The organism is Nocardiopsis sp. N85, assembly GCF_028882275.1.
GTDB classification, from domain to species: Bacteria; Actinomycetota; Actinomycetes; order Streptosporangiales; family Streptosporangiaceae; genus Nocardiopsis; species Nocardiopsis lambiniae.
Window position 1 is genome coordinate 51,203 of the sequence record NZ_JARBUT010000026.1, and the last position, 22,467, is coordinate 73,669.

Annotated in this window: 18 protein-coding genes and 1 tRNA gene; 7 read left to right on the forward strand and 12 right to left on the reverse strand. The window is 69.3% G+C overall.

Annotated elements, in window-relative coordinates:
* Positions 1-582 precede the first annotated feature (582 nt).
* Positions 583-1,224, forward strand: coding sequence for a TetR/AcrR family transcriptional regulator (locus PWG71_RS26170; protein ID WP_274812687.1), 642 nt, complete (start codon positions 583-585; stop codon positions 1,222-1,224).
* A gap of 198 nt (positions 1,225-1,422) precedes the next feature.
* Here PWG71_RS26170 and PWG71_RS26175 read toward each other — a convergent pair whose 3' ends face one another.
* A complete protein-coding gene (locus PWG71_RS26175) occupies positions 1,423-2,718 on the reverse strand; it encodes a L,D-transpeptidase (protein ID WP_274812688.1) in 1,296 nt (431 codons plus the stop codon).
* Positions 2,719-2,986: 268 nt separating this feature from the next.
* Between PWG71_RS26175 and PWG71_RS26180 the strand changes: the two genes are divergently transcribed.
* Positions 2,987-3,310 carry a DMT family transporter gene (locus PWG71_RS26180; protein ID WP_274812689.1) on the forward strand — a complete coding sequence of 108 codons (324 nt, stop codon included), beginning with the start codon at positions 2,987-2,989 and terminating at the stop codon, positions 3,308-3,310.
* A gap of 77 nt (positions 3,311-3,387) precedes the next feature.
* Complete coding sequence (locus PWG71_RS26185) at positions 3,388-3,906, forward strand: TetR/AcrR family transcriptional regulator (protein ID WP_274812690.1); 519 nt, start codon at positions 3,388-3,390, stop codon at positions 3,904-3,906.
* Here the strand turns inward: PWG71_RS26185 and PWG71_RS26190 are convergent.
* Positions 3,854-4,681 carry a helix-turn-helix transcriptional regulator gene (locus PWG71_RS26190; RefSeq protein WP_274812691.1) on the reverse strand — a complete coding sequence of 276 codons (828 nt, stop codon included), beginning with the start codon at positions 4,679-4,681 and terminating at the stop codon, positions 3,854-3,856. The two genes, PWG71_RS26185 and PWG71_RS26190, sit on opposite strands and share 53 nt — an antisense overlap.
* A gap of 472 nt (positions 4,682-5,153) precedes the next feature.
* Between PWG71_RS26190 and PWG71_RS26195 the strand changes: the two genes are divergently transcribed.
* The gene (locus tag PWG71_RS26195; protein WP_274812692.1) at positions 5,154-5,705 is read left to right on the forward strand and encodes a TIGR03086 family metal-binding protein; all 552 of its coding nucleotides are present in this window, start codon (positions 5,154-5,156) and stop codon (positions 5,703-5,705) included.
* Positions 5,706-5,758: 53 nt separating this feature from the next.
* Here PWG71_RS26195 and PWG71_RS26200 read toward each other — a convergent pair whose 3' ends face one another.
* From PWG71_RS26200 to PWG71_RS26225, 6 genes are all read right to left on the reverse strand, one after another.
* Positions 5,759-7,759, reverse strand: a complete 2,001-nt coding sequence (locus tag PWG71_RS26200) for an ABC1 kinase family protein (protein WP_274812709.1) — start codon at positions 7,757-7,759, stop codon at positions 5,759-5,761.
* 301 nt (positions 7,760-8,060) lie between these two features.
* A complete protein-coding gene (gene dacB, locus PWG71_RS26205; protein WP_274812693.1) occupies positions 8,061-9,650 on the reverse strand; it encodes a D-alanyl-D-alanine carboxypeptidase/D-alanyl-D-alanine endopeptidase in 1,590 nt (529 codons plus the stop codon).
* Between the two features lie 283 nt (positions 9,651-9,933).
* On the reverse strand, positions 9,934-12,102 hold the full coding sequence (locus PWG71_RS26210) for an ABC transporter ATP-binding protein (protein ID WP_274812694.1): 2,169 nt from the start codon (positions 12,100-12,102) through the stop codon (positions 9,934-9,936).
* A complete protein-coding gene (locus tag PWG71_RS26215; RefSeq protein WP_274812710.1) occupies positions 12,099-13,007 on the reverse strand; it encodes an ABC transporter permease in 909 nt (302 codons plus the stop codon). Before PWG71_RS26215 ends, PWG71_RS26210 begins: the two co-directional genes overlap by 4 nt.
* A 19-nt stretch (positions 13,008-13,026) precedes the next feature.
* Positions 13,027-14,037 carry an ABC transporter permease gene (locus PWG71_RS26220; RefSeq protein WP_274812695.1) on the reverse strand — a complete coding sequence of 337 codons (1,011 nt, stop codon included), beginning with the start codon at positions 14,035-14,037 and terminating at the stop codon, positions 13,027-13,029.
* A gap of 170 nt (positions 14,038-14,207) precedes the next feature.
* Positions 14,208-15,902, reverse strand: coding sequence for an ABC transporter family substrate-binding protein (locus tag PWG71_RS26225; protein WP_274812696.1), 1,695 nt, complete (start codon positions 15,900-15,902; stop codon positions 14,208-14,210).
* Between the two features lie 672 nt (positions 15,903-16,574).
* Here PWG71_RS26225 and PWG71_RS26230 point away from each other — a divergent pair.
* Entirely contained in the window at positions 16,575-17,048 is a 474-nt protein-coding gene (locus PWG71_RS26230) for a hypothetical protein (protein ID WP_274812697.1), read from the forward strand.
* Positions 17,049-17,241: 193 nt separating this feature from the next.
* Positions 17,242-17,856 (forward strand): rhomboid family intramembrane serine protease, encoded by a 615-nt coding sequence (locus PWG71_RS26235; protein WP_274812698.1) that lies wholly within the window; start codon positions 17,242-17,244, stop codon positions 17,854-17,856.
* A 97-nt stretch (positions 17,857-17,953) separates the two neighbouring features.
* Here PWG71_RS26235 and PWG71_RS26240 read toward each other — a convergent pair whose 3' ends face one another.
* From PWG71_RS26240 to dcd, 4 genes are all read right to left on the reverse strand, one after another.
* Complete coding sequence (locus PWG71_RS26240; RefSeq protein ID WP_274812699.1) at positions 17,954-18,886, reverse strand: glycine betaine ABC transporter substrate-binding protein; 933 nt, start codon at positions 18,884-18,886, stop codon at positions 17,954-17,956.
* Positions 18,887-18,962: 76 nt separating this feature from the next.
* The gene (locus PWG71_RS26245; RefSeq protein ID WP_274812700.1) at positions 18,963-20,195 is read right to left on the reverse strand and encodes an ABC transporter permease; all 1,233 of its coding nucleotides are present in this window, start codon (positions 20,193-20,195) and stop codon (positions 18,963-18,965) included.
* The gene (locus PWG71_RS26250; protein WP_274812711.1) at positions 20,192-21,187 is read right to left on the reverse strand and encodes a quaternary amine ABC transporter ATP-binding protein; all 996 of its coding nucleotides are present in this window, start codon (positions 21,185-21,187) and stop codon (positions 20,192-20,194) included. The genes PWG71_RS26245 and PWG71_RS26250 overlap by 4 nt, the downstream gene beginning before the upstream one ends.
* A gap of 445 nt (positions 21,188-21,632) precedes the next feature.
* Positions 21,633-22,214, reverse strand: a complete 582-nt coding sequence (dcd, locus tag PWG71_RS26255) for a dCTP deaminase (RefSeq protein WP_274812701.1) — start codon at positions 22,212-22,214, stop codon at positions 21,633-21,635.
* A 162-nt stretch (positions 22,215-22,376) separates the two neighbouring features.
* Here dcd and PWG71_RS26260 point away from each other — a divergent pair.
* Positions 22,377-22,447 (forward strand) — tRNA-Gly (locus tag PWG71_RS26260).
* Positions 22,448-22,467 lie beyond the last annotated feature (20 nt).

Genomic DNA, 22,467 nt, shown 5'->3' on the forward strand with positions numbered 1-22,467 from the left:
GTCCTTCACGGGATTCGTCGGTCGGCTCGGGGAAGCCACCGCACGCGGCCGGACGGGCGACCGTGACCTCACAGGAGGCCTGGTCCAGAAGCCCCGCCCCGGTCTTGTCCGCACTCCCGACCGGCCCCGCGCTCGTTCGACCTGATCCGCGAAGGCCTCGGGCACGACGGTGGGCCGCCGTTGATGGCCGCCATCACGGAGATCCCGCTGCGGTGGGCCCTGGAGCCGGTGGCCGCCCTTCCGGTCGCCCCGTTCGCCGTGCCCCGGACGGCCGGGGCCGGGGCCCGACGGTGCGCCGGGGCGGTGCGGACGCGCCGCCCCGGGTCCGATCGACCTCCGACCTGACGTCGCACGCGGCAACGCGGTCGACGCCGTCCCCGGTCGAGAGTCGGTTCACGGGTCGTCGAAGGTCCGAGGTGACATACTCCCGCCTCCGTGGTCCACGCCCCCTCACGGGCGAGGGTGGAATGCTTGATGTTCCTTGGGCGAGAGGAGGTCGAAGAGCGCTCGATACCGTGGACCGAACGGCCCCGCCCCCGGCCGTGGATGCCCGACGACGGGTGTGAGAAGTGGAGAACAGCGATGAGCGAGACGCCCCCCGCGCCGGACACGCGGAGCACCGCGCCACCGGCACCGCGACGGCGGGTCAACCGACGTGACCGGATCCTGCGCACGGCCGCCGAGGTGTTCGCCACCCAGGGGTTCCACAACACCTCCCTCGCCGACATCGCGGCGATGCTCGACATCACGCCGGCGGGCGTGCTGCACCACTTCGGCTCCAAGACCGGCCTGCTCACCGCCGTCCTGGAACTGCGCGACGACACCGAGCCGGCGCCCGAGGGCGGCCCGATGCTCGACCACCTGGTGACCACCGCCGAGCGCAACTCCGAGCGCCCCGGGACCACCCAGCTCTACGCGGTGCTCTCGGCCGAGAGCGCCACCGAGAACCACCCGGCCCAGGACTGGTTCCGGGACCGCTACACGATCCTGCGCCGCGATATCGAGGACGCGATCCTGGACCGGCTGGACCCGGAGCACCGGGGGGCCGCCGGGGCTCCGGGACCCGACGGCCGCTCGCCGGCGGGCGCGGCGGCCGCCGCCGTCATCGCCGTGATGGACGGCCTCCAGGTGCAGTGGCTGCTGGACCCCGAGGCGGTCGACATGGCCGAGGTGACCGGGCTGGTCATAGACGCGCTCGTCGCCCGCCTGTCCCAGGAGGGGTGAACCTGCGGCCGCCCCCGCTCCGGCGTCCCGGCCCCGTTCCGGCCCGCCCGGCGCCTTCCCCGGCTCCGGTGGCTCCTCGATGGGAGCGCCCGGCCGACGGTGGAGACCGGGATCCGTGCCGGCCCCGGGAGAACGCCGAAGGGCGCCGGGAACCCTGCGGTTCCCGGCGCCCTTCGGCGTTCGAGCGTGCGGTCCGGCCTACTGCTCGCCGTGGACGGAACCGGGGGTGCCGGAACCGTCGGTCAGCTGGGGCTCACCGGTGGCGCTCTCGGAGAGCCACTCGTCCCAGCTCAGCTGCCAGTAACCCCAGCCGTTGTACCACTCCTTGACGCGGGCGGTACCGGTGGTGTCCACGACGTCGCCCATCAGGGTGTTGTCGAAGAACCACCTGGCGTCGTCCATCCGCATGTTGGTGCACCCGTTGGAGGTGTTGGCGCTGCCGATGTTGCCGTTGTAGGACGCCTCGTGGAAGAACTCGCCGCTGTTGGAGGTGCGAACGGCGTACTGCACGTCGACCTTGTAGGAACCCGGGGTCCCCTCGGGGATGCCGACCGTGCTGGAGTCCATCGTCAGGTGCTCGTAGCGCTCCATGAGCACGTGGACGCCACTGCTCGTGGTGTCGAAGTTGCGGGCGGCCTTGCCGTTGCTCACCGGGATGGTGCGCTCGTGCTCGCCGTCGACCGTGACGACCGCCTCGTGGTCGGGCACGTTCATCGTGACGATCAGCTCGCGGCCGACCTCGAAGTCGATCTTGTGGTCGCTCACGCCGTAGACGCCCTCGGAGGCCTCGACCCCGGCCAGGTGGAGTTCCACGCTGATCTGCTGGTACGGGTCCCAGTACTCCTCGGGGCGGAACGCCGCGGTCTTGTCGTCCGGCCAACGCCACGACCCGGCGACACCCTGCTCGGAGACGACCTTGATGGAGTTCTCGACCTCGGCCTTGTTGGTGACCGGCATGTCGAAGCCGATGATGATCGGCATGCCCACGCCCACGGTCTGGCCCGTGGTCGGGAAGTTGTGGGTCAGCTCCAGGCGCCGTCCGGGGACGGCCGCCTCGGTGGTGAACTCCTGAACCAGTTCGGTGGTCTCACCGGCGTCGTTCTCGGCGGTGGCGGTGACCGTGACCTCGGCGCCGGGCTTCAGGTTCCAGTCGCTGACCCATTCGGTGCCGTCGCCGTTGAGGGTTCCGGTCATCTCGTAAAGGGGAGCGTCGTCGCCCTCGGTGGCGGCCTCGTCGGCCACGACCTGGTCGACCTTGACGTCGGAGATGGTGCCGTTCTCGGCGTTGACCGTGATGGGGGTGTTGGGCGCGATGGCCTCGGTCCCGGTCTCGGGGGTGATGGTGAGCGCCGCGGAGTCGACGTCGACGGCCGGATCGGTGCTGTTGCTCTGCGTCTCGGCTCCACCGGAAGTACAGGCGGTTGCCGCGAGCGCGAGCGTCACCAGTCCGATGCCGAATCGGCGGATCGCCGACGGGTGGGTCCTGCCCGTCACGTCTGGACCTCCATGTTTCACCTCGAACGCCATGTCTCTACGCCACTTAAGACGCGCATGTGCGGAAAAGGTTCTGAAATCCCACACATCGGTACGGGACGGTTATCCGGAGGGGGATGCCAGGCCGGAACCGACGACGATACACCCTGGGGGTGCAGGCCCGAACCCGCCTGCTACGAGATTAGGGCCACCCGTAAACCGCCCTGTACTAAGGGGTATCCGCGAACCTAGAATATGGAGCATTCGGTCAGGTTTTTCGGGAGGCATCATGCCGTGGTTGTGGCTGGCCGGGGCGATCATCTCCGAGGTGATCGCCACGACGTCGCTCAAACTCTCCGAGGGGTTCACCCGGCCCCTGCCGTCGGTGATCGTGGTCGTCGGCTACGTCGGCGCCTTCCTCATGCTGAGCCGGGCGCTGACCCGGGGCATGGACCTGGGTGTCGCCTACGGGGTGTGGGCGGCGGTCGGCATCGCCCTGGTCGCGGTCATCGGCGTCCTGCTCTTCTCCGAGTCGCTCACCTGGGTCCAGATCGGCGGTATCGCCCTCATCATCGGAGGTGTGATGGCACTGGAGATGGGAGGCGGACACTGAGCACGAACGACGGGCGCGGGGAACCGGGCACCACGGACGGGCGCAGGATCAAGGGCGAACGACGCAGAGGGCTGCTCGTGGACGCCACCATGCGGGTGATCGAACGCGAGGGCGTCGCCGCGGTCAGTCAACGCCGGGTGGCGGCGGAGGCGGGGGTCCCGCCCAGCGCCGTCACCTACCACTACGCCTCGATCGACGACCTGTTGGTGGCCACCCTCACCCGGGTCAACGATTCCTACGTCACGGCGTTGGAGGCCCTGTCCGACGACCGGGACGAGGCGTTGCGCGGTCTGGCCGGGATCATCGCGCGCCGCGGCTCCGGACGGGCGCACCTGATGGCCGAATGCGAACTCTTCCTGATGGCCGCCCGCCGTCCGGCGCTGCGCCCGGAGGTCGATCGCTGGAACCGGGCCGTGGACGCCTTCCTCGCCCCGAGGCTGGCCGACCCGGCCGATCGCGCGGGGGTCGCGGCCGCCATCGACGGCTTGTTCCTGCGCGGATGCGTCGAGGATCCCCCGCCCGGGGTCGAGGAGGTGCACCGGATCATCGTCCGGCTCGTGCCCGGGCGGCGTAACGGCCCGGCGGGACCCCGATGACCGCGGTGAACTCCCGCGTCAGATGGGCCTGGTCGCTGAATCCGAGCTCGACGGCCAACCGGCCCCAGTCGGGCGGCGTGCCCCGGCGTGCCCGTTCGGCCGCCTCGTAGAAGCGGTAGCGGCGGATGACCGACTTGGGGCCCGGACCCACGTGGTCGGCGAACCGTCGCTGCAACAGCCGGACACCGAGCCCCTCGCGCGCGGCCAGGTCCGCCACCCCGAGGGCCGTCGGGTCGGCCGCCACCCGTTCCACGATGTCGCGGGTCCCCTCCGCGGGGTGGGGGTCGGCGGGCGCCAGGGCGGCCAGGAAGTCCTCGACCCGGGCCAGGAGCGGTGCCACGGCGTCGGGGTCCCCGGGGTCGAGATCGCGGACCGCCCGTTCGAGTTCCTCCCCACCGGGCAACGCCTCCCCCGCAGGCAGCGAGGTGTCGATCAGCGCGTGCAACGGGCGGTCGGCGAACGACCGGAACCCGGCGGGCCGGAACATCACCCCCAGTGCCCACCCCCGACCGTCGAGACGTCGGCCGACCGGTCCCGCGGCCGGCCCGTGCACGGTCGCCGTGCCGTCGGTGAACACGAGGTTCACCACCGGATGGGCCAGGACCCGCTGGGTGAACGGCTCCCGCCCGGTGAGATCCCAGGTCGCCACCCAGTGGCGGTCCACGAACCGGGCGAGCGCGGGAGAGGGGGGATGGCGATCCAACCGGAACCGGGCGAGCCCGGTGGCCGGGTCGATGATCCCGCGCGCGTCCTCTTCGACGGGTCGTACGTCCATCACCCCAGTGTGATCGATGGTCCCGACACTCCGCCGACCCGCGAACGGTCCACCGGCTCTCCGGGGCTCCGGCTCTCCGGGGCTCCGGCGCTCCGTCCGATCGCGGAGGTCGTCGGCGCGGTCCGTCTCCGGAACGCCCGATCGACGGGACTCCGCCCGGAGGCGGAGGACGTTGCACGGCGGTCCGCCCGGCCCACCCACGGCATGAGCGCCGAAGGTCGTACCGCGTGGCCCACCTCCGGGACCTCCCCTCGACGGAGCTCGGTCCGAGCCCGGACGCCGTTTCACGGCGGATCGCCCCCGGGCCTTCCCGGCCCGGGAACCGGTCCGGCGCGGAGGGCGCTTCGCGGCTGATCACCCCGGGCGTCCCCCGCCCGCGTACGGCTCGGACGCGGATGTCGTTTTCCTTCAAGACGGCGCGCCGCCGGCCCGACAGGATGAGGGCTCAACGGCACCCGAAAGGAACTTCGTCGTGAACGACATCGCCGCGCGCTACTCCCGCCTGTCCGACGCCTTCGCCGCCATGGTGGCGACGGTCCCGGAAGAACGCTGGTCATCGCCCTCGCCGTGTCCGGAGTGGACCGCCCGTGAGGTGGTCGGCCACGTCGTGGACACCCAGGGCATGTTCCTCGGTCTGGTCGGCCGGGAACTCGGGGACGTCCCGAAGGCCGCCGATGACCCGGTGGCCTCCTGGGACGCCGCGCGGGCCGTGGTCCTGGCCGATCTCGCCGATCCCGAGCGGGCCGGCACCGCATTCGACGGGTTCTTCGGCCGCACCACGTTCGCCGAGGCCGTCGACCGGTTCTTGAACTTCGACCTGATCGTGCACCGGTGGGATCTGGCCCGTGCCACCGGAGGGGACGAGCGACTCGACCCCGATGACGTGCGATGGGCCCGTGAGGCGACCGCCGCGTTCGGGGACGCGCTGCGCGGCGACGGGGTGTGCGGCCCCGAACTCACCCCGCCCGGCGACGCCGACGAGCAGACCCGTCTGCTCGCCTTCCTCGGCCGCCGCAGCTGGTGACCGTTCCGCCCCCGCCCGAGGGGACGACGACCCTCGGGCGGGGGCGGCTCCGATCATGGTCGGCGGCGGACACCGTCCCGGGCCACCCCGACCAGCAGGCGGAGCACCAACAGGGCGGCCACCACCAGCAGCAGCCACGCGGCACCGTTGAGGAGCTGGGCTCGCGCGGACATCTGCGACCACACCACATCGGGCCCGTCGGTGACGTTGAACAACCCCACCGACATCAGTCCGGTGGCCACCGCCAGCACGGTGAGGATCGCCCGCTGGGCCAGATCACCGATGAGCCTGCGGTCGTCCGGATGGGCGAACGGACGCACCTGCACGGTGAACCTGCCCTTGTGCAACTGGTCGGTGATCCGGTCCAACCGCCGCGGCAGCCGGCGCAGTGTGGGCAGCAGGGCGATGATCTCGTCCGCCGCCAGGTCGCGCAGCGCCTCACCGCGCAGCTGTTCCGACATCCGGTCCCCGGCGAACCGCTTGGCCTCGGCGACGGTGTCGAACCCCGGCGACAGGTGCACCAGGGTGCCCTCCAGGGTGGCCAGGGCCCGGAAGACCGCCGCCAGCTCCGCCGGAAGGGTGAGCCCGAACCGGGTGACGATGAGCAGCAGTTCGGTGAACATCCGCATGCTCGCGGTCATCCCGGCCTGGAGGTAGCGCGCCATGAACTGACCCAGCGCCCGGCGCAACCGCTCTCCGTCCACCCCCTCGGGGTCGGTGACCACGTCGAGGAGGGTGTCGGTGAGCAGGACCGCGTCGCGACGGTCCAAGGCCATCAACATGAGCCGCAGCGACTCCCGGGTCTGGCCGTCCAGGCGCCCCACCGACCCGTAGTCGAGCAGGCCCACCCCTCCCTCGTCGAGCACCATGATGTTGCCGGGGTGCGGGTCGGCGTGGAAGATGCCGCTGATCATCACCTGTTCGAGCAGGCAGTTCAGCAGGACCCGGGCGATCTCCTCACCGTCGACGTCGGCGGGGTCGACGGAGCCGATGGAGACGCCGTGCAGCCGTTCCATCACCAGCACCCCCCTGCTGGTGTAGGCGTCGTACACCCGGGGGATGCGCACCGGGGAGTCGTGGGCGGCCTCGGCGACGGCGGCGATGTTGGCCGCCTCCACCTCGAAGTCCAGCTCTTCCACCAGCGCCTCGGCGAACCCCTCGGCCAGGTCCACCACGCCGATGGCCGGTCCCCAGTCGGTGTACTCGTCGAAGCGCGCGGCCAAGCGGCGGATGATGTCCAGGTCGCGGTGGACGAGCGGGGCGATCCCGGGCCGCTGCACCTTGACCACCACCTCCTCCCCGTCGACCAGGCGCGCGGTGTGCGCTTGGGCGATGGACGCGGCGGCCAGCGGCTCGTCGGAGAAGTCGGTGAAGACGTCGTCCACCGGGCGGCCCAGTTCCCGTTCGACCGCGTCACGGATCCGCTCCGCCGGAACCGGGGCCACCTCGCTGTGGAGCCGCCCCAGTTCCTCGACGAACACCGGTGGGAGCAGGTCGCGTCGGGTGGCCAGCACCTGGCCCAGCTTGACGAACACCACCCCGGCCTCCTCCAGGGAGCCGGCCAGTGATCGGGCCAGGCGCCGCTGGGTGGAGGTGTCCTCGCCGTCCTCCTTGCGCCCGGAGACGTAGCCCCACAGGCCCCGCCGGGCCAGGATCCACATGATCTGGCGGTAGCGGCGCACCCGGCCGAACCAGTCGAACACCGCCCGCACCGCGTGCACCGGTCGAGGTCGGGTGCCGCGAGGGACGGCCAGTTCCAGCCCGACGAAGGCGAGCAGCGCCACGGCGGCCGACATCAGCATGGTCACGCTGACGTACTCCGGCCCCGGTGCCGTGACGGGGACCTCCTGCGCCAACCGTTCGAGGGAGCCGTAGTACAGCACCGCCGCCGCGGCCGACCCCAGGAACAGTCCGACCAGCCCGGACAGGGCCAGGCGCGGCAGGCTGAAGGGGACGCCCATCATCCGGCTGGCCAGCAGGCCCAGGCCGATCAGCAGGGCGACGAAGAGCAGCAGGGAGAAGAGTTGGAGGATCCCCTCTCCCACGTAGACCATGGCGAGGTACACGGTCGGGAACTCGCTTTCCAGCAGGTGCCGGACGGGGGCGCCGGCGGCGGTCGGGACGATGGCTCGGGGACGGGGGGGCGTGGACGGCGGTCGGGCGAGAGGATCCCCGGCGTCGCGCACCCGCGACACCCATGACGTCCATGACGTCCCCGGCGTCCTCCGCTTCGGATTTCCAGCCTGCCAGGTCCGCCCTCCGCGCGACAGCGCCGGTCACGACCTGTGGAAAACCACCGGTGACACGGGAAGGGCCGGGATCCCGCACGGATCCCGGCCCTCGATCACCCGTGGATCAGCAGGTCAGCTCCCACGAGCACTCCAGCTCACCGCTCTCGGGGTTCTCCTGGACGCGGGCGCCCTGCGCGAGCGTGCCCGCCGGCGCCGTGTGCCCCAGGTGCTCGGCCAGCCGGACCGCGATCGCGTTCTGCACGGCGAGGGGCGCCGGACCCGTGTGGTTGTTGTTGACGATCGAGAAGACCAGACCGTCGCCGCCACCGGGCGCCGCCACGTAGCCGGACAGGGCGCTGACGCCGCTCATCGTGCCCGTCTTGGCCGTGACCGCTCCCTGGGCGGCGGTGCCCACCATGCGGGCGCGCAGCGTGCCACCCGTGAAGGGGTCCTCGATACCGGCCACCGGCAGCGCCGACGCCCACACCGGGTACCAGTCGGCGTCGCGCGTGCTCGCCAACAGGTCGACGACCGCGTTCGCCGTCACCCGGTCGGTACGGGACAGTCCGGAACCGTCGTGGAACACCACACCCGAGGTGTCCACGCCCAGCCCGGCCACGGCCTCCTCGACCCCGACCCGTCCGGCCGCCCAGGTGCCCTGGTCTGCGGTCTCCCGGCCGATGGACTTGACCAGCATCTCGGCGTGGCCGTTGTTGCTGAACTTCATGTACGGCACGAAGATCTCGGCCAGGTCCGGCGAGGTGTGGTCGGCGACGACCCTCGTGCGCAGGTCGTCGGGCACCTCGCCCTGTTCGACCCCGCCGCGCACCGTGACCCCGTGCTCTTCCAGCGCCCGCTCGAACAGGTGCCCGGCCAGTCCGGCGGGCTCGTCCACGGTGCGCAGGACCGCGATCGGGGCGGCGCCCTGCGGAACGGATCCGCTCACCACGATGGTGTTGGTGCCGACGGGGCGGTCGACCACGAGGGTGTTGCCGCTGCCGGCCGCGCCGGTGGTGGCCCGGTTGTCCAGTTCCATGTAGCCCTCGGCGGCGCCCAGGTCGACCGTGGGGGCACCGCCCTGGGCGGCGGCCGTGACGGTGACCTCGGTGACGCCGGTGTCGTAGCGCTCCCCGTGGGCGACGGTGAGCGCGGAGATCTGCGCCGAGTAGGCGTAGGGCTCGTCCTCGGGCCACCAGTCGTCGACCAGGCGCTCGTCGTCGAACCAGGTGTCGTCGGCGTACACGTCGCCCTTGACGACCTTGACACCGGCGGCGGCGACATCGGCCGCCAAGGCGTCGATGTCCGCGGCGGAAAGGGTCGGGTCGCCCCCGCCGACGAGGTAGACGTCCTGCACCGTGCGCGGCTTCCCGCGATGGGCGGGGATGACCACCTCGGTGTCGAACGTGTGGTCCGGGCCCAGGACCTCCAGCGCGGCGGCGGCCGTGAACAGCTTCATGTTGGAGGCGGGGACGAACGGCGAGTCGGCGTCACGGGAGTACAGCTCCTCACCCGTCACCGGGTCGAGGACGACCACCCCGGAGTCCGCCACCGAGGGGTCGGCCAGGATCGTGTCGAGGTCGGCCCGCAGGTCGGCCGCCTCGGCGGCCGGGTCCGCGTGCGCGGGGGCGGCGAACACGGTGACCGGTATCAGTGCGGCGGCGGCCACCGCGGTCCACCGGCGTCGCGCGCACGCGAGGGGGGTAGGGGTTCTCATGGATCTCCCAACGGCTCGGACGGAAGATCACGAACCTAACCGAATCTCACCGTGGGTCGCCACGCACACGCCGAACGTGCGAAACGTTCTTTCATCCCACAGCAGGCCAGAACCCCAACAAATTTTTATTACAGCCGAAAATAGGCCACAACCGGACACCACGCCGGCCTCTCCGACCCGACGGAGCGTGGTGTCGGGGAGATCCTGCCCTCCCCGACACCACGGATGACCCGAAGGCGCCGTTCCCGGCCCGAACAGCCCCGGGAACGGTGCCGTGTCCGGGTCAGATCAGCTCCACCACCTGGGAGTAGTGGCAGGCGTCGCGGTGGCCCGTCCCCCGGTCCAGCAGTTCGGGGGGCTCCTCCACGCACAGGTTCCGCCGCGCGTCGTCCAGTTCGTTCGCGAACTTCGGGCACCGCGTCCGGAACCGGCACCCCGAGGGGGGATCGGCCGGGCTGGGCACGTCACCGGTCACCACGATCCGCTCGCGGGTCCGCTCCTTGACCGGGTCCGGCAGCGGGATCGCCGAGATGAGGGCCTGCGTGTACGGGTGGGCGGGGGCGGCGAACAGCTCCTCCGTCGTACCCGTCTCCATCACCTTGCCGAGGTACATCACGGCCACCCGGTCGGCGATGTGCCGGACCACCGAGAGGTCGTGCGAGACGAACAGGTACGACAGCCCCAGTTCGTCCTGGAGGTCCTCCAGCAGGTTGATCACACCGGCCTGGATGGACACGTCCAACGCCGACACGGGCTCGTCGAGGATGAGCACCTTCGGGTTGAGCGACAGCGCCCGGGCGATGCCGATGCGCTGACGCTGACCGCCGGAGAACTCGTGCGGGTAGCGGGAACCGTGCTCGGGGTTGAGCCCGACCAGTTCCAGCAGCTCCTTGACCCGTGCCTTGGCGGTCCTGCCCTGCCCGTGGATCTGCATGGGCTCGGCGATGATGTCGGTGACCGTCATGCGCGGGTCCAGGGACGCGAACGGGTCCTGGAACACCAGTTGCAGGTCGCGTCGGAGCGGCCGCATCTGGGCGTCGCTGAGCGTGTGCAGCGGCTGTCCCATGTAGGTGACCTCGCCCGACGTCTGCCGGATGAGCTGGAGCAGGAGTCGGGCCGTCGTGGACTTGCCGCACCCGGACTCGCCGACGAGGGCGAGGGTCTCGTGCTCGCGCAACTCCAGGGAGATCCCGGAGACCGCCTGGACCTCACCGATCTTGCGCCGCAGGATGCCCTTGGAGCGGATCGGGAAGTTCTTCACCAGGTCGACGGCGGAGAGCAGCACCTCGGACGACGCCTCGTGCTCCCGCCCGCGTTCGGCGGAGGCCTCGGTGCCCTCCGCCCTGACGGCCTCGACGGGCACCTCCGCGTCGAGGGACGTGGGGTGGAAGAGGTCTTCGGGCCGCACGTCCACCAGCCGCTCGCCGAAGTGGCAGGCGGCCATGTGACGGTGGTGGAGGTCGGTCTCCTCCGCGTCGACCGCCTCCTTGAGGACCGGTTCCTCCGCGTGGCAGAGGGCCTCGGCCATCGGGCAGCGCGGTGCGAACCCGCAGCCCCGCGGCAGGTCGAGCAGAGACGGCGGCGTCCCCAGGATGGGGGTGAGCTTCTCGCCGCGCGCCTCGTCCATACGCGGAAGCGAGCCCAGGAGCCCCAGGGCGTAGGGCATCCGGGGGCGGTAGAAGACGTCCTCGACCGTCCCGGTCTCCACCAGACGGCCCGCGTACATCACGGCCACCCGGTCCACGTGCCCGGCCACGACGCCGAGGTCGTGGGTGATCAGCACCAGGGCGGCGCCGGTCTCCTGGCGTGCCGCCTCCAACGCCTCCAGCACCTGGGCCTGGACCGTCACGTCCAGAGCGGTGGTGGGCTCGTCGGCGATGATGACGTCGGGGTCGTTGGCCATCGCGATGGCGATGACGACCCGCTGGCGCATGCCGCCGGAGAGCTCGTGCGGGTACTGGTCGACACGTCGGTCGGGGTGGGGGATGCCCACCTTGTCCAGCAGCTCGATCGCCCGCTCCCGGGCCTGTTGCTTGGTCACCTTGCGGTGGGTGAGGATCGCCTCGGCGATCTGGTAACCGATGGTGTACACCGGGTTCAGCGAGGTGAGCGGGTCCTGGAAGATCATGGCGATCTTCTCGCCGCGCACCTTGCTGATCTGGGCGTCGTTGAGGCCGATGAGCTCCTGACCGAGCACCCGGGCCGAGCCGGTCACCTTCGCGGTCTTGGGCAGCAGACCCATGATCGCCATGGAGGTGACCGACTTGCCCGAGCCGGACTCGCCGACGATGCCCAGGGCCTCTCCCCTGCGCACCTGGTAGGAGACCCCGCGCACGGCCTGCAACGGGCCGTCCTCCGAGGAGAAGGTGACGTTGAGGTCCTGGACGTCCAGGACGATGTCCTTGTCGACGGCCGTCGAAGCGCCGTCGTTGATGTTCTCCGTCGTGGTCATCGCCGCACCATCGTCTGTCGTGGGTCGAGGGCGTCCCGCAGGCCGTCACCGATGAAGTTGATCGTCAGGCAGATGAGGACGATCAGCACACCGGGCGGATAGAACAGCCATGGTCGGGTGAAGGCGGCCGTGCGCGCGCCCTCCACCATCTTCCCGAGGGAGATGTCCGGCGGTTGGATGCCGAACCCGATGAAGGACAGTCCCGCCTCGGTCAGGACCGCCACCGCGATGAGCAGGGTGGCGGCGACGATGATGGGGCCGGCGGCGTTGGGCAGCAGGTGTCGGAAGATGATCCGGGACGCCTTGGCGCCGGCCGCGCGGGCCGCCTCGATGAACTCCTGCTCGCGCAGGGAGAGCACCACGCCGCGGACGACGCGGGCGATCGTCGCCCACGAGAACAGGCACATGATGAGCGCCACCGCGTACCAGGTGGCGCCGCCCCGCACGTTGCCGTTGATCGAGGCCACGGCGACGATGAGCGGGATGATGAGGAAGATGTCGGCGATCCGCATCATGATCGCGTCGACCCGGCCCCGGTAGTAACCGGCGACGGCGCCCCAGGTGGCGCCGACCACGGTGGAGAGCACCGCGACGGTGAAGGCCACCTTGAGGGACTGCTGGGCGCCGCGCATGGTCTGCGCGAACACGTCGTTGCCCTGCTTGGTGGTGCCGAAGGGGTGGTCCCAGCTCGGGCCGGCGTTGCTGGGGATGTCGGAGTTGACGGTGTGGCCCCACTGCCAGACGAGGGGGCCCAGGAAGGCGAAGGCCGTGATCAGCGCGAGCAGGACCAGGCTGATCATCGCGGCCCGGTGCCTGCGGAAACGGCGCCAGATGATCTGGATCTGGGTGAGGTCCCCGCCCTTCGCGACCGGCTGTTCGGGGTTCTCCGGGCCTCCACCGCTCATCGCGATACGGCTCTGCATTTCACTCATAACGGATCCTCGGGTCGAGAACGCCGTACAGGATGTCGGCGACGAGGCTGGCGAGCACCACGAGCGTGCCGCTCAACATGAGCCAGGACATGACCGCGAAGGCGTCATTGGTCTTGACCGCCTCGATGAAGAAGTAACCGAGGCCGCGCCACTGGAAGATCGTCTCGGTGATGACGACGCCCTCGATGATGCCCACGACGCCGATGGTCGCCACCGTGACCAGGGGGATGAGCGCGGTGCGCAGGGCATGGCGGCGCACCACCACGCGGTTGGGCACGCCCTTGGCGCGGGCCAGGCGCACGTAGTCGCTGTTGAGCACCTCCAGCATGGAGGTCCGCTGGTAGCGGCTCCACGAGGCGAAGCTGGTGAGCATCAGGGTGACGGTGGGGAGCACGAGGTGACCGGCCGAGTCGAGGAAGTACTCCCAGTTGGTCATGTTGCTCACCCGGGCCGAGTTGGCGCCGATGGTGTAGAAGAAGCCGGTGCCCGTGGTCTGGTTGAACCACAGGCCGCCCTCCTTGATCAACGCGCCCAGCCAGAAGGTCGGCATGGCCAGGGCGAGGAAGCCGATGAAGGTCAGGGTGTAGTCGAGCTTGGAGTACTGCCGCATGGCGCTGACCACGCCGGAGAGGATCGCCAGCCCGAGGGCGGCGATGATGGCGGCGGTGACCAGACGCAGGGTGACGGTGATGCTCGACGCCAGTTGCTCACCGATGTCGAAGGCGCCGCCACGGACGGAGGGGCCGAACTCGCCTTGGAGCAGGCCGATGTCACCGTTGCCTCCGATCCCCGTCATCCACAGCCAGTACCGTTCCGGGGTCGACCGGTCGAGGTAGTACCTGGCCTCGGCGGCGGCCATGACCTCTTCGCTGGGCGGCGGCTGTTGCAGCCGCAGATCCGCCAGAGGGTCCCCGCTGAGGTCCACCATGAGGAAGACGAGAACCGACGCCGCCAGGAGTACTGGGATCGCCACGGCGAGGCGACGCGCGGTGTATACGAGCATGGGAAGGTCCTTCGTTGAACGCTCCGGACCCGGGAAGGGGACCCCGCCCGACCGATGGTCCGGCCGGGCGGGGTCCCGCCCCGACCCCCGTGCCGCGCGATGCCGCGGGCACGGGGATCAGGGGTCGCCTTCCCTCGTCCTGAGGGGAGCGGAGTGGTCCGATGGGGCCGCTAGTTGACCGCGGTCCACTCGTGCTGGTTCCACAGGGCCCGACGGGACTGGGCGTTGTTGTCCGTGACACCGTCGATGAAGGAGGTGTCGTAGAAGTAGAACGCCGGGGTGTCCACGATGGGCAGGACGTAGGCCTGCTCGGCGACCAGGGCGGCGGCCTCGTTGGCGTGCTCGGCGGACTCCTCCGGGGTGGAGGAGTTCATGGTCCGGTCCACCAGGGTGTCGACCTCTTCGACGTCGAGGCCGCCGAAGTTGCTGCCGCTCTCGCTGTGCCAGTACTGGTGCGGGGAGCCGTAGAAGTCCGGCGTGGTGCTCCAGCCGAAGAGCATGAGGTCGTAGTCGGCCTCGGCGAGGGTGCCGCCCAGGTCGTCGGTGGTCTCGATCTCGGCGGTGATGCCGATCTCGGACAGGTCGGCCTGGATCAGCTCGGAGATGATCTCGCGGGCGACGTGACCGGCGGTGTAGCGCAGGCGGAGCGCGGGGACGGCCTCGCCGTCCAGCTCCAGGGTGTCGCCGTTGAGCTCGTAGCCGGCCTCCTCCAGGAGCTCCAGGGCGGCGTCGGCGTCGCCGGCACCGTGACCGTGCTCGGTGATGGTGTCCTGGTGGAACTCACTGCTGGTGGAGAAGACGTGGTTGGTCCGCGGCGTGATGTCGGGGAACTTCTCGCCGTAGGTGCGGTCGGCGATGTTCTGGACGTCGATCGCGTTGAAGATGGCGTGGCGCAGGGCCTCGTCCTGGAGCGCCTCGTTGTTCATGTTGACGTCGAGGTGCTCCCAGCTGCCGCCGGAGTCGACGCCGAACTCGACGTTCTCCAGGCCTTCGAGCTGGGTGATGACGTCGTCGGACCAGGAGGCCGGCGCGGCGCCCTGGACCTCACCGTTGGTGAGGGCGGGAACCCAGCTGCCCTCTTCGGTGTTGACTTCGAGGATGATCTCCCCGATGTCGGGGGTGTCGCCCCAGTACTCCTCGTTGGCGACCTTGACGGTGCGGCCGTCGAGCGCGGGGGTGCCGTCGAAGACGTACTCGGCGCCGGAGATCGTCAGCGGGGCGTCGTTGAAGAAGTGCGAGGACTCCAGCATGCCGTCGGCGGTGTCGAGGTCGATGCCCTCGGCCACCGCGACGTGGGCCGGGTAGAGGCCGTCGGCACCGAAGGTGAACCACCCGGGGAACTGGGCGTCCTCCTTGAGGGTGACGGTGACGGTCTTGCCGTCGTCGGAGCCCTCGACGCTCTCGATGAGCGATCCCAGGGTGGAACCGCGCGAGTTGCAGCCCTCGGCGCAGATCTCGTCGTCACCGCTGGTCATCTTCCACTGCCAGATGAAGTCCTCGGCGCTGATCGGCTCGCCGTCGCTCCAGTTGGCGTCCGGGTTGATCTGGTACTCCCAGGAGACCTGGTCGCCCTCGATCAGCTCCGGGGTGTTGACGATGAGGTCGGTGTTCCACTCCCACTGGCCCTCGGGGCTCCAGAAGCCGGGCACCGGGAGGACGCCGTGGAGCATCTGGATGACGTAGACGGAACCACCCTCGTTGGAGTTGTGGTTCCAGCCGCCACCGGGCTGGTTGACGATCCAGGTGACCGAGTTCTCGCCGCCACCGCCGTTGCCCTCGTCCTGCGGGGGGGAACAGGCACCCAGAGCGAGCACCGCCGAAACACCGACGGCCGCAGCCCCCAGCATTTTCTTACGAATCTGCATCAGTCACACCCTTGATCACTAATACGAACCTTCGGCGGGGGGAGGGATGGTTCGCACAGTCCCCACCGAACTTAGGCGATTAGTCGATCAGAAGACCATCGAGTGAAATGTCTGTATAGCCCCAATGCCGGATTCGTGACCCATCCGCAACCGGTTCGCGCTCATCGACCTCGGGCGTCGACATCACGCGTCAACACACCCGTAACAAGCCGGAGCCGCAGATGTTCGCGCAGGCCAGGGAGGCGCGGATGGAGCACCTTTGCGCCCGGTGATTCGGACACGCCAGAAATGCGTCGACGCAATAACTTTGTAGTCAACGGTGTTTACGCAAAAGTAAACAATGTTTGACCACGCACAGCCTCGGAGTGATTACTCCAGAAAAACGGACATACGAACACGAACATCGCATCGAGCCAATGGGGGTCGGGAATGAGCGAGGCAGGCTGCGGCATCTCCGAAGTCAGTGGTTCGACCACAAAACATGGGATGACGTGATGATAAAAAGACAAAGGGCTCCAATACCCTCCAAAGGCCCAGGGGGCGGCGGAGCCGCCGCGTGGAGGGCCCTTCGTCGAGGTGTCCGAAACCACCGTGGGCACCCTCGGAGAGCCGATAAAGTCGACAGCGGCGACCTCCGTCATCCACTCAGCCACCGCGAGAGAGGCCTCTGCCGTGTCCCAAACAGTGCGTCTGGTCTGCCCTTCGGGACGCAAGCACGCGGAGCTGTGGTCCGGCTACCTCCTGGCCGCGCTGGGCGCCGTGGCGATCGTGATGGACCCCGCCCACTGGGCCAACATCACGCTCGGCCTGCTCCTCGTCCTCCTCGGCGTGGGACTCGCCGTGCACGGCCACCTCATCAAGGCGCCCGTGCTGGAGATCTCCGACGGAGAGTTCCACTACCGGCGCGGCGCGTACGAGGTCAGCGTTCCCTTCGGCGACATCGGCTCCTACTACCTGCTGCCCGGCGGGGTGCGCTCCCTGGGCCTGTGCGACACCGCCGGCCGCCCCAAGCGCTTCCCCTCGCTCCGGAGCCGCCGCACCTCGCGCACCTACCTGCCGCTGACCGGAATGACCAGCCCGGCCAAGGTCGAGTCGTTCATGGCGATGGCGGGCATTCCCCCGCGCAAGCGCTCACTGGCCTCCTGAGGCCCCCGATGGGCGGGGCTCCGGACGCGGCTCCACGACGGTCCCGGTCACCCCGTTCACTCCCGTAACGGTCCGACCGAAAATTCATGACACCACGGTAGGTAGTCAGACTTCTCAGGCCACATCAGCCGAATCCGCACCACACGGCCCACGGACATACCCTCGCAAGCCCGGGTCCTCTACCCTCGATTGCGTGACGCAGTCCAGAATCACCGCCATCCTGACCGTAGCGGGAATGCTCGCGGCCATGTGGGTCTTCGAGATCCTCGACTTCCTGCTGTTCGGAGGGACGCTCGACCACCGGTACGGCCTGTCCTCCTGGGACCTCGGGGAGCCTTGGACCGTGCTCACCGCCCCGTTCATGCACGGCAACTTCCAGCACCTCATCGGCAACTCGCTGCCGTTCCTCGTCCTGGGGTCGCTCGTCGCCTTCAGCGGCCTGTCCCGCTTCCTGATCACCACGCTGATCGTCACGGTCGTCAGCGGCGTGGGCGTGTGGTTCTTCACCGCGCCGCCCTCCATCACCGTGGGCGCCAGCGGCCTGGTCTTCGGCTATTTCGGCTACACGGTGCTGCGCGGCATCATCGAGCGCAAGACCATCGACATCGTCATCATGATCTGTGTGGTGCTCTTCTACGGCACGATGATCTGGGGTGTCCTTCCCCAGTACCCCGGTGTGTCGTGGCAGGCCCACCTGTTCGGTTTCCTCGGCGGTCTGCTGGCGGCCTACCTGCTGCCCAAGCGCGAACGGCGACGCCCGATCGAGCAGTGGAAGCCCGGCGCCCAGGGCGGCTATCACGCACCCTGACCCGTCGACGACGAAGGGGCCCCTCCCGTACGGAGCGGCCCCTTCCCCATGTCCCCGGCGGCCGGCGTGCGCGACGCGACCGTGCCCGGAGGACGTTCTAGAACTCCAGGCCCTCGGCGTCCTCGCCCAGGGTGCGCTCCAGGAAGTCGGTGTTGTCCTGGAGCCAGACGCGAGCACCCTCCTGCGGGTCCTCGTACTCGTCCAGGGTGAGCGCCTCCAGCGAGGCCAGCTCGTCGTCGGTCATCTCCCAGGTCTCCAGCCAGCCGGCCAGGTCCGGGTAGTCCTCGGTGAACCCGGAGCGGCCCACCGCGTGGATGGTCTCGGCGTCGCCCATGAGGCCCTCGGGGTCCTCCAGGTCCTTCAGGTCGTGCTTGGCGTAGGCCGGGTGCGGACGCCACAGGGTGACGACGATCGGCTCCTCCTCGGCGATCGCCGAGTCCAGCTCCGCCAGCATGGCCGCGGTGGAGGACTCGATCAGCTCGTAGTCGCCGTCCAGGCCGTAGCCCGGCATCGCCTCCTCCTTGGTGACCCGGGTCAGGCCGGCACCCGGGTCGATGCCGACGATGCGGCCGCCGAAGTCGTCGGCGCGGCCTTCGAGGTCGGCGATGGAGTCCACGTCCTCCACGTAGGAGGGGACCGTGATGGTCAGCCTGGCGTTGTCGTACCAGGCACCGAGGTCCTCCAGCTGGTCGCCGTAGTCCTCCCAGTAGTCGGCGTGGGTCACCGGCAGCCAGGTGTCGAGGAACAGGTCCACGTCACCGTTGGCGGCGCCCTGGTACATCGGGGCGACGTCGACGTCGGTGACCGTGACGTCGTAGCCCTTCTCCTCCAGGATGACCTGCCACATGGCGGTGGTGGCGATGGCCTCCTCCCAGGCGATCAGGGCGATGTTGACCTCCTGGGCGTCACCGCCGCCCTCGCCCTCGGCGGGCCCCGTCAGGTCCTGGTCCCCACCGCCACAGGCGGTGAGGAGGAGGGCGGCGCTCATGCCGGCGGCGGACAGCGCGGTGGTGCGCTTGCGGGTGTACATCGTGGGATTCCTTCCCTAGGGGACTTCCGGTCCGGCGGGCCGGGTGCGGTGGGCCCGCCGGTGTGCGGGAACGTGCTCAGGCCGAGGTGACGGCGGCGCGCCCCTGCGGACTCTTGCGGGTGACCGCCGCGGTGAGGCGGTCCAGGAAGATGGCCAGGACGACCACCGCGATACCGGCCTCGAAACCGAGGGCGCCGTCGTTGCGGGTGATGCCCTGGTAGACCTGGCTGCCCAGGCCCCCGGCGCCGACCATGCCCGCGATGACGACCATGGACAGACCCAGCATGATGACCTGGTTGACGCCGGCCATGATGGTCGGCAGCGCCAGGGGCAGCTGGATGCCCGTGAGGATCTTGTGGCCCGGGGCGCCGAACGCCTCTCCGGCCTCCACCAGTTCCCTGTCGATCTGGCGGATGCCCAGTTCCGTGAGTCGGACGCCGGGCGGCATCGCGAACACGATCGTCGCGACCACGCCGGGAACCGCGCCGATGGAGAAGAAGAAGATCGCCGGGATCAGGTAGACGAACGCCGGCAGCGTCTGCATCAGGTCCAGGATCGGCTTGACGATCTTGCTGATCAGGTCGTTGTAGGCGGCCAGGACGCCGATCGGGATCGCGATGACCACGGCGATCGCGCTGGCCACGAGCACCAGTCCGAGGGTGTCCATGGCGTTGTCCCACTGGCCGACCGACGAGACCAGGGACAGCGCGAGCAGCCCGAACAGGCCCATCTTCCAGCCGGCCACCGAAAGCGCCAGCAGGCTCAGCAGCAGGATCATCAGCACCGACTTCGGGCCGATGACCACGGCGGGCAACAGCAGCCATCCCAGCAGCACGGTCACCAGCCAACCGCCCGCGACGATCGCGGTGCGGACCCGGGTGCCCCGGTCCAGGGCCGCGATGACCGTGACGGCCACGAGGAACAGCAGCGAGATGCAGAAGTAGGCGTCGACGTACTGGTCGAACAGGTTCATCGCCCACAGGAAGAGCGCGGGCGGCATGTTGTTGATGATCGTGTCCCCCAGCGCGAACCACGCCTGGAGGATGTAGAGCAGCGAGACCGCCGCGACGGTCACGACCAGCGGGATCCGGCGGCTCCGCACCAGCGGGACCGCGATGATCACCGCGGCGATGAACGTCAGCTGCGCGGCGGCGGGGTCCGTGAAGAACCCCGACAGCAGGCCCACCGCCCAACGGATGAATTCGCCGATGGCGTCGAAGAGACCGGAGAAGTGGGTCTTGAGCCAGGCGTTGAACGCGTTGAAACCCTCGCCGATGGGCAGGGCGGGCGGGAAGTCGACGGGGGTCACTGCCGCTCCCTCCCGGACGCGAGGGCGGCGAGCACGGACGTTCGGGACACGACGCCCAGCACGCCGCCGTCCTCGTCGACCACGCGGAGGAATTCGGAGCCTGCCATGTCCGTGTACAGGTCGGCGATCGGGGTGTCGGCCCCGACCTGCGGCGCGGAACCGTCGGCGGCGGCCCGCGGGTCCAGGGCCGCGGACGCGGTCAGCACCCGGGTGCGGTCGACGTCCTCGGTGAACCGCTCGACGTAGTCGTTGGCGGGCTCGTTGAGGATCTCCTGCGCGGTGCCGATCTGGGCCACCCGGCCGTCGCGGAGCACGCAGATCCGGTCGCCCAGCCTCATGGCCTCGTTGAGGTCGTGGGTGATGAAGACGATGGTCTTGCCCAGGCTCTTCTGGAGTTCCAGGAGCTGGGTCTGCATGTCCCGACGGATGAGCGGGTCGAGGGCGCTGAACGCCTCGTCCATCAGGATGATGTCGGTGTCGGCGGCCAGGGCGCGGGCCAGACCGACGCGCTGCTGCATGCCGCCCGACAGTTGGTGGGGGTACTTGTCCTCCCAGCCGCCCAGACCCACCAGTTCCAGGGTCTCACGGGCCCGTTCGGCCCGTTCGGGACGGGATTCGCCGCGCAGTTCCAGGCCGTAGGCGGCGTTCTCCAGGACCGTGCGGTGCGGTAGGAGCGCGAAGTGCTGGAAGACCATGCTGATCTTCTCTCCGCGCAGCCTCAGCAGGTTCTTCTTGCTCAGGGCCGTGATGTCGACACCGTCGATCTCGACCGCGCCCGAGGTGGGCGGCAGGAGTCCGTTGAGCATGCGGATCAGGGTGGACTTGCCCGAACCGGACAGGCCCATGACCACGAAGATCTCACCGGGTTCGACGTCGAAGGAGACGTCGATGACCGCGGCTGTCACGTCGAGGTCGGCGATGGTGTCACGGTGGCTGCCGTCGGAGAGCCGTTGAACGGCCGTTCCGGACTGTCTACCGAACACCTTGTACAGATGGTCTGCTCGTACTGCTGGCACGGTCTCCTCTACGGGGCTGTCCCGGCCGCGGAGCAGGCGCGGTCATCCGATCGCCGGCCCGCGGATCCCTCAGGCGGCCGGCTCGCGCAGAGCCCCCCGATTGCGCGCCCCTCTCGGGGTCGGACCAGCACCTGGTTCACGTCGGGGGGCCACGTTACCGAGATGCGTACGCACAGTTCAGGCGCTTGGTAACCAGCAGATAACATGTTTAAACGGCATAAAAACGGTCCGTCGACTTATGCCGGGGGTCCGCGTTCTCCCAGGACAGCAATATGTGATCTATGCCACATGCCATTACAAAGTGACCTTGGTCACCTATAGCTGACAAGAGCACCACAGGACGGTCCGTACCAACATGACAACGTAGCGTGATCGACCGTGCGCGCGACAGACCCCGGTCGAAAAGAACCGGGGTGCCGCGTCAGGACTCGATGCGCGTACGGCTGAACTTCAGGTGCGACCGCGAGGGGGTCGGCCCGCGTTGCCCCTGGTAGCGGGAACCGTACTCCGCGGAACCGTAGGGGTGCTCCGCGGGCGAGGTCAGCCGGAACATGCACAGCTGGCCGATCTTCATGCCGGGGTACAGCTTGATCGGCAGCGTCGCCACGTTGGACAGTTCCAGCGTCACGTGGCCGGAGAACCCGGGGTCGATGAAACCGGCCGTCGAGTGGGTCAACAGCCCCAGCCGCCCGAGGGAGCTCTTGCCCTCCAGCCGGCTGGCGATGTCGTCGGGCAGGGTGACCACCTCGTAGGTGGACGCCAACACGAACTCGCCGGGGTGCAGGACGAAGGCGTCATCGGGATCCGCCTCGACCAACCGGGTCAGGTCCGGCTGTTCCGTCGAGGGGTCGATGTGCGGGTACTTGTGGTTCTCGAAGACCCGGAAGAAGCGGTCGAGCCGTACGTCGATGCTCGACGGCTGGACGAGGCCGGGGTCGAAGGGATCGATCCGGACCCGCCCGGCATCGATTTCGGACCTGATATCGCGATCGGAGAGCAACACGCTCCGAACCTACCGCCTGCACGGGCCACCAGGAGCGATGCCGGAGGAACACCGGACGAACACGGAGCGCCGACACGGACCCCGTCACCGACTTGCCGTCGGGGGCGGGGAGTGGGCTAGGATGACAGTGGTTGACCGGCCGTTGGAACGCCGGGATACAACGCGGATGTAGTTCAATGGCAGAACTTCAGCTTCCCAAGCTGATAGCGCGGGTTCGATTCCCGTCATCCGCTCCGAACAACGTTAGGCCAGG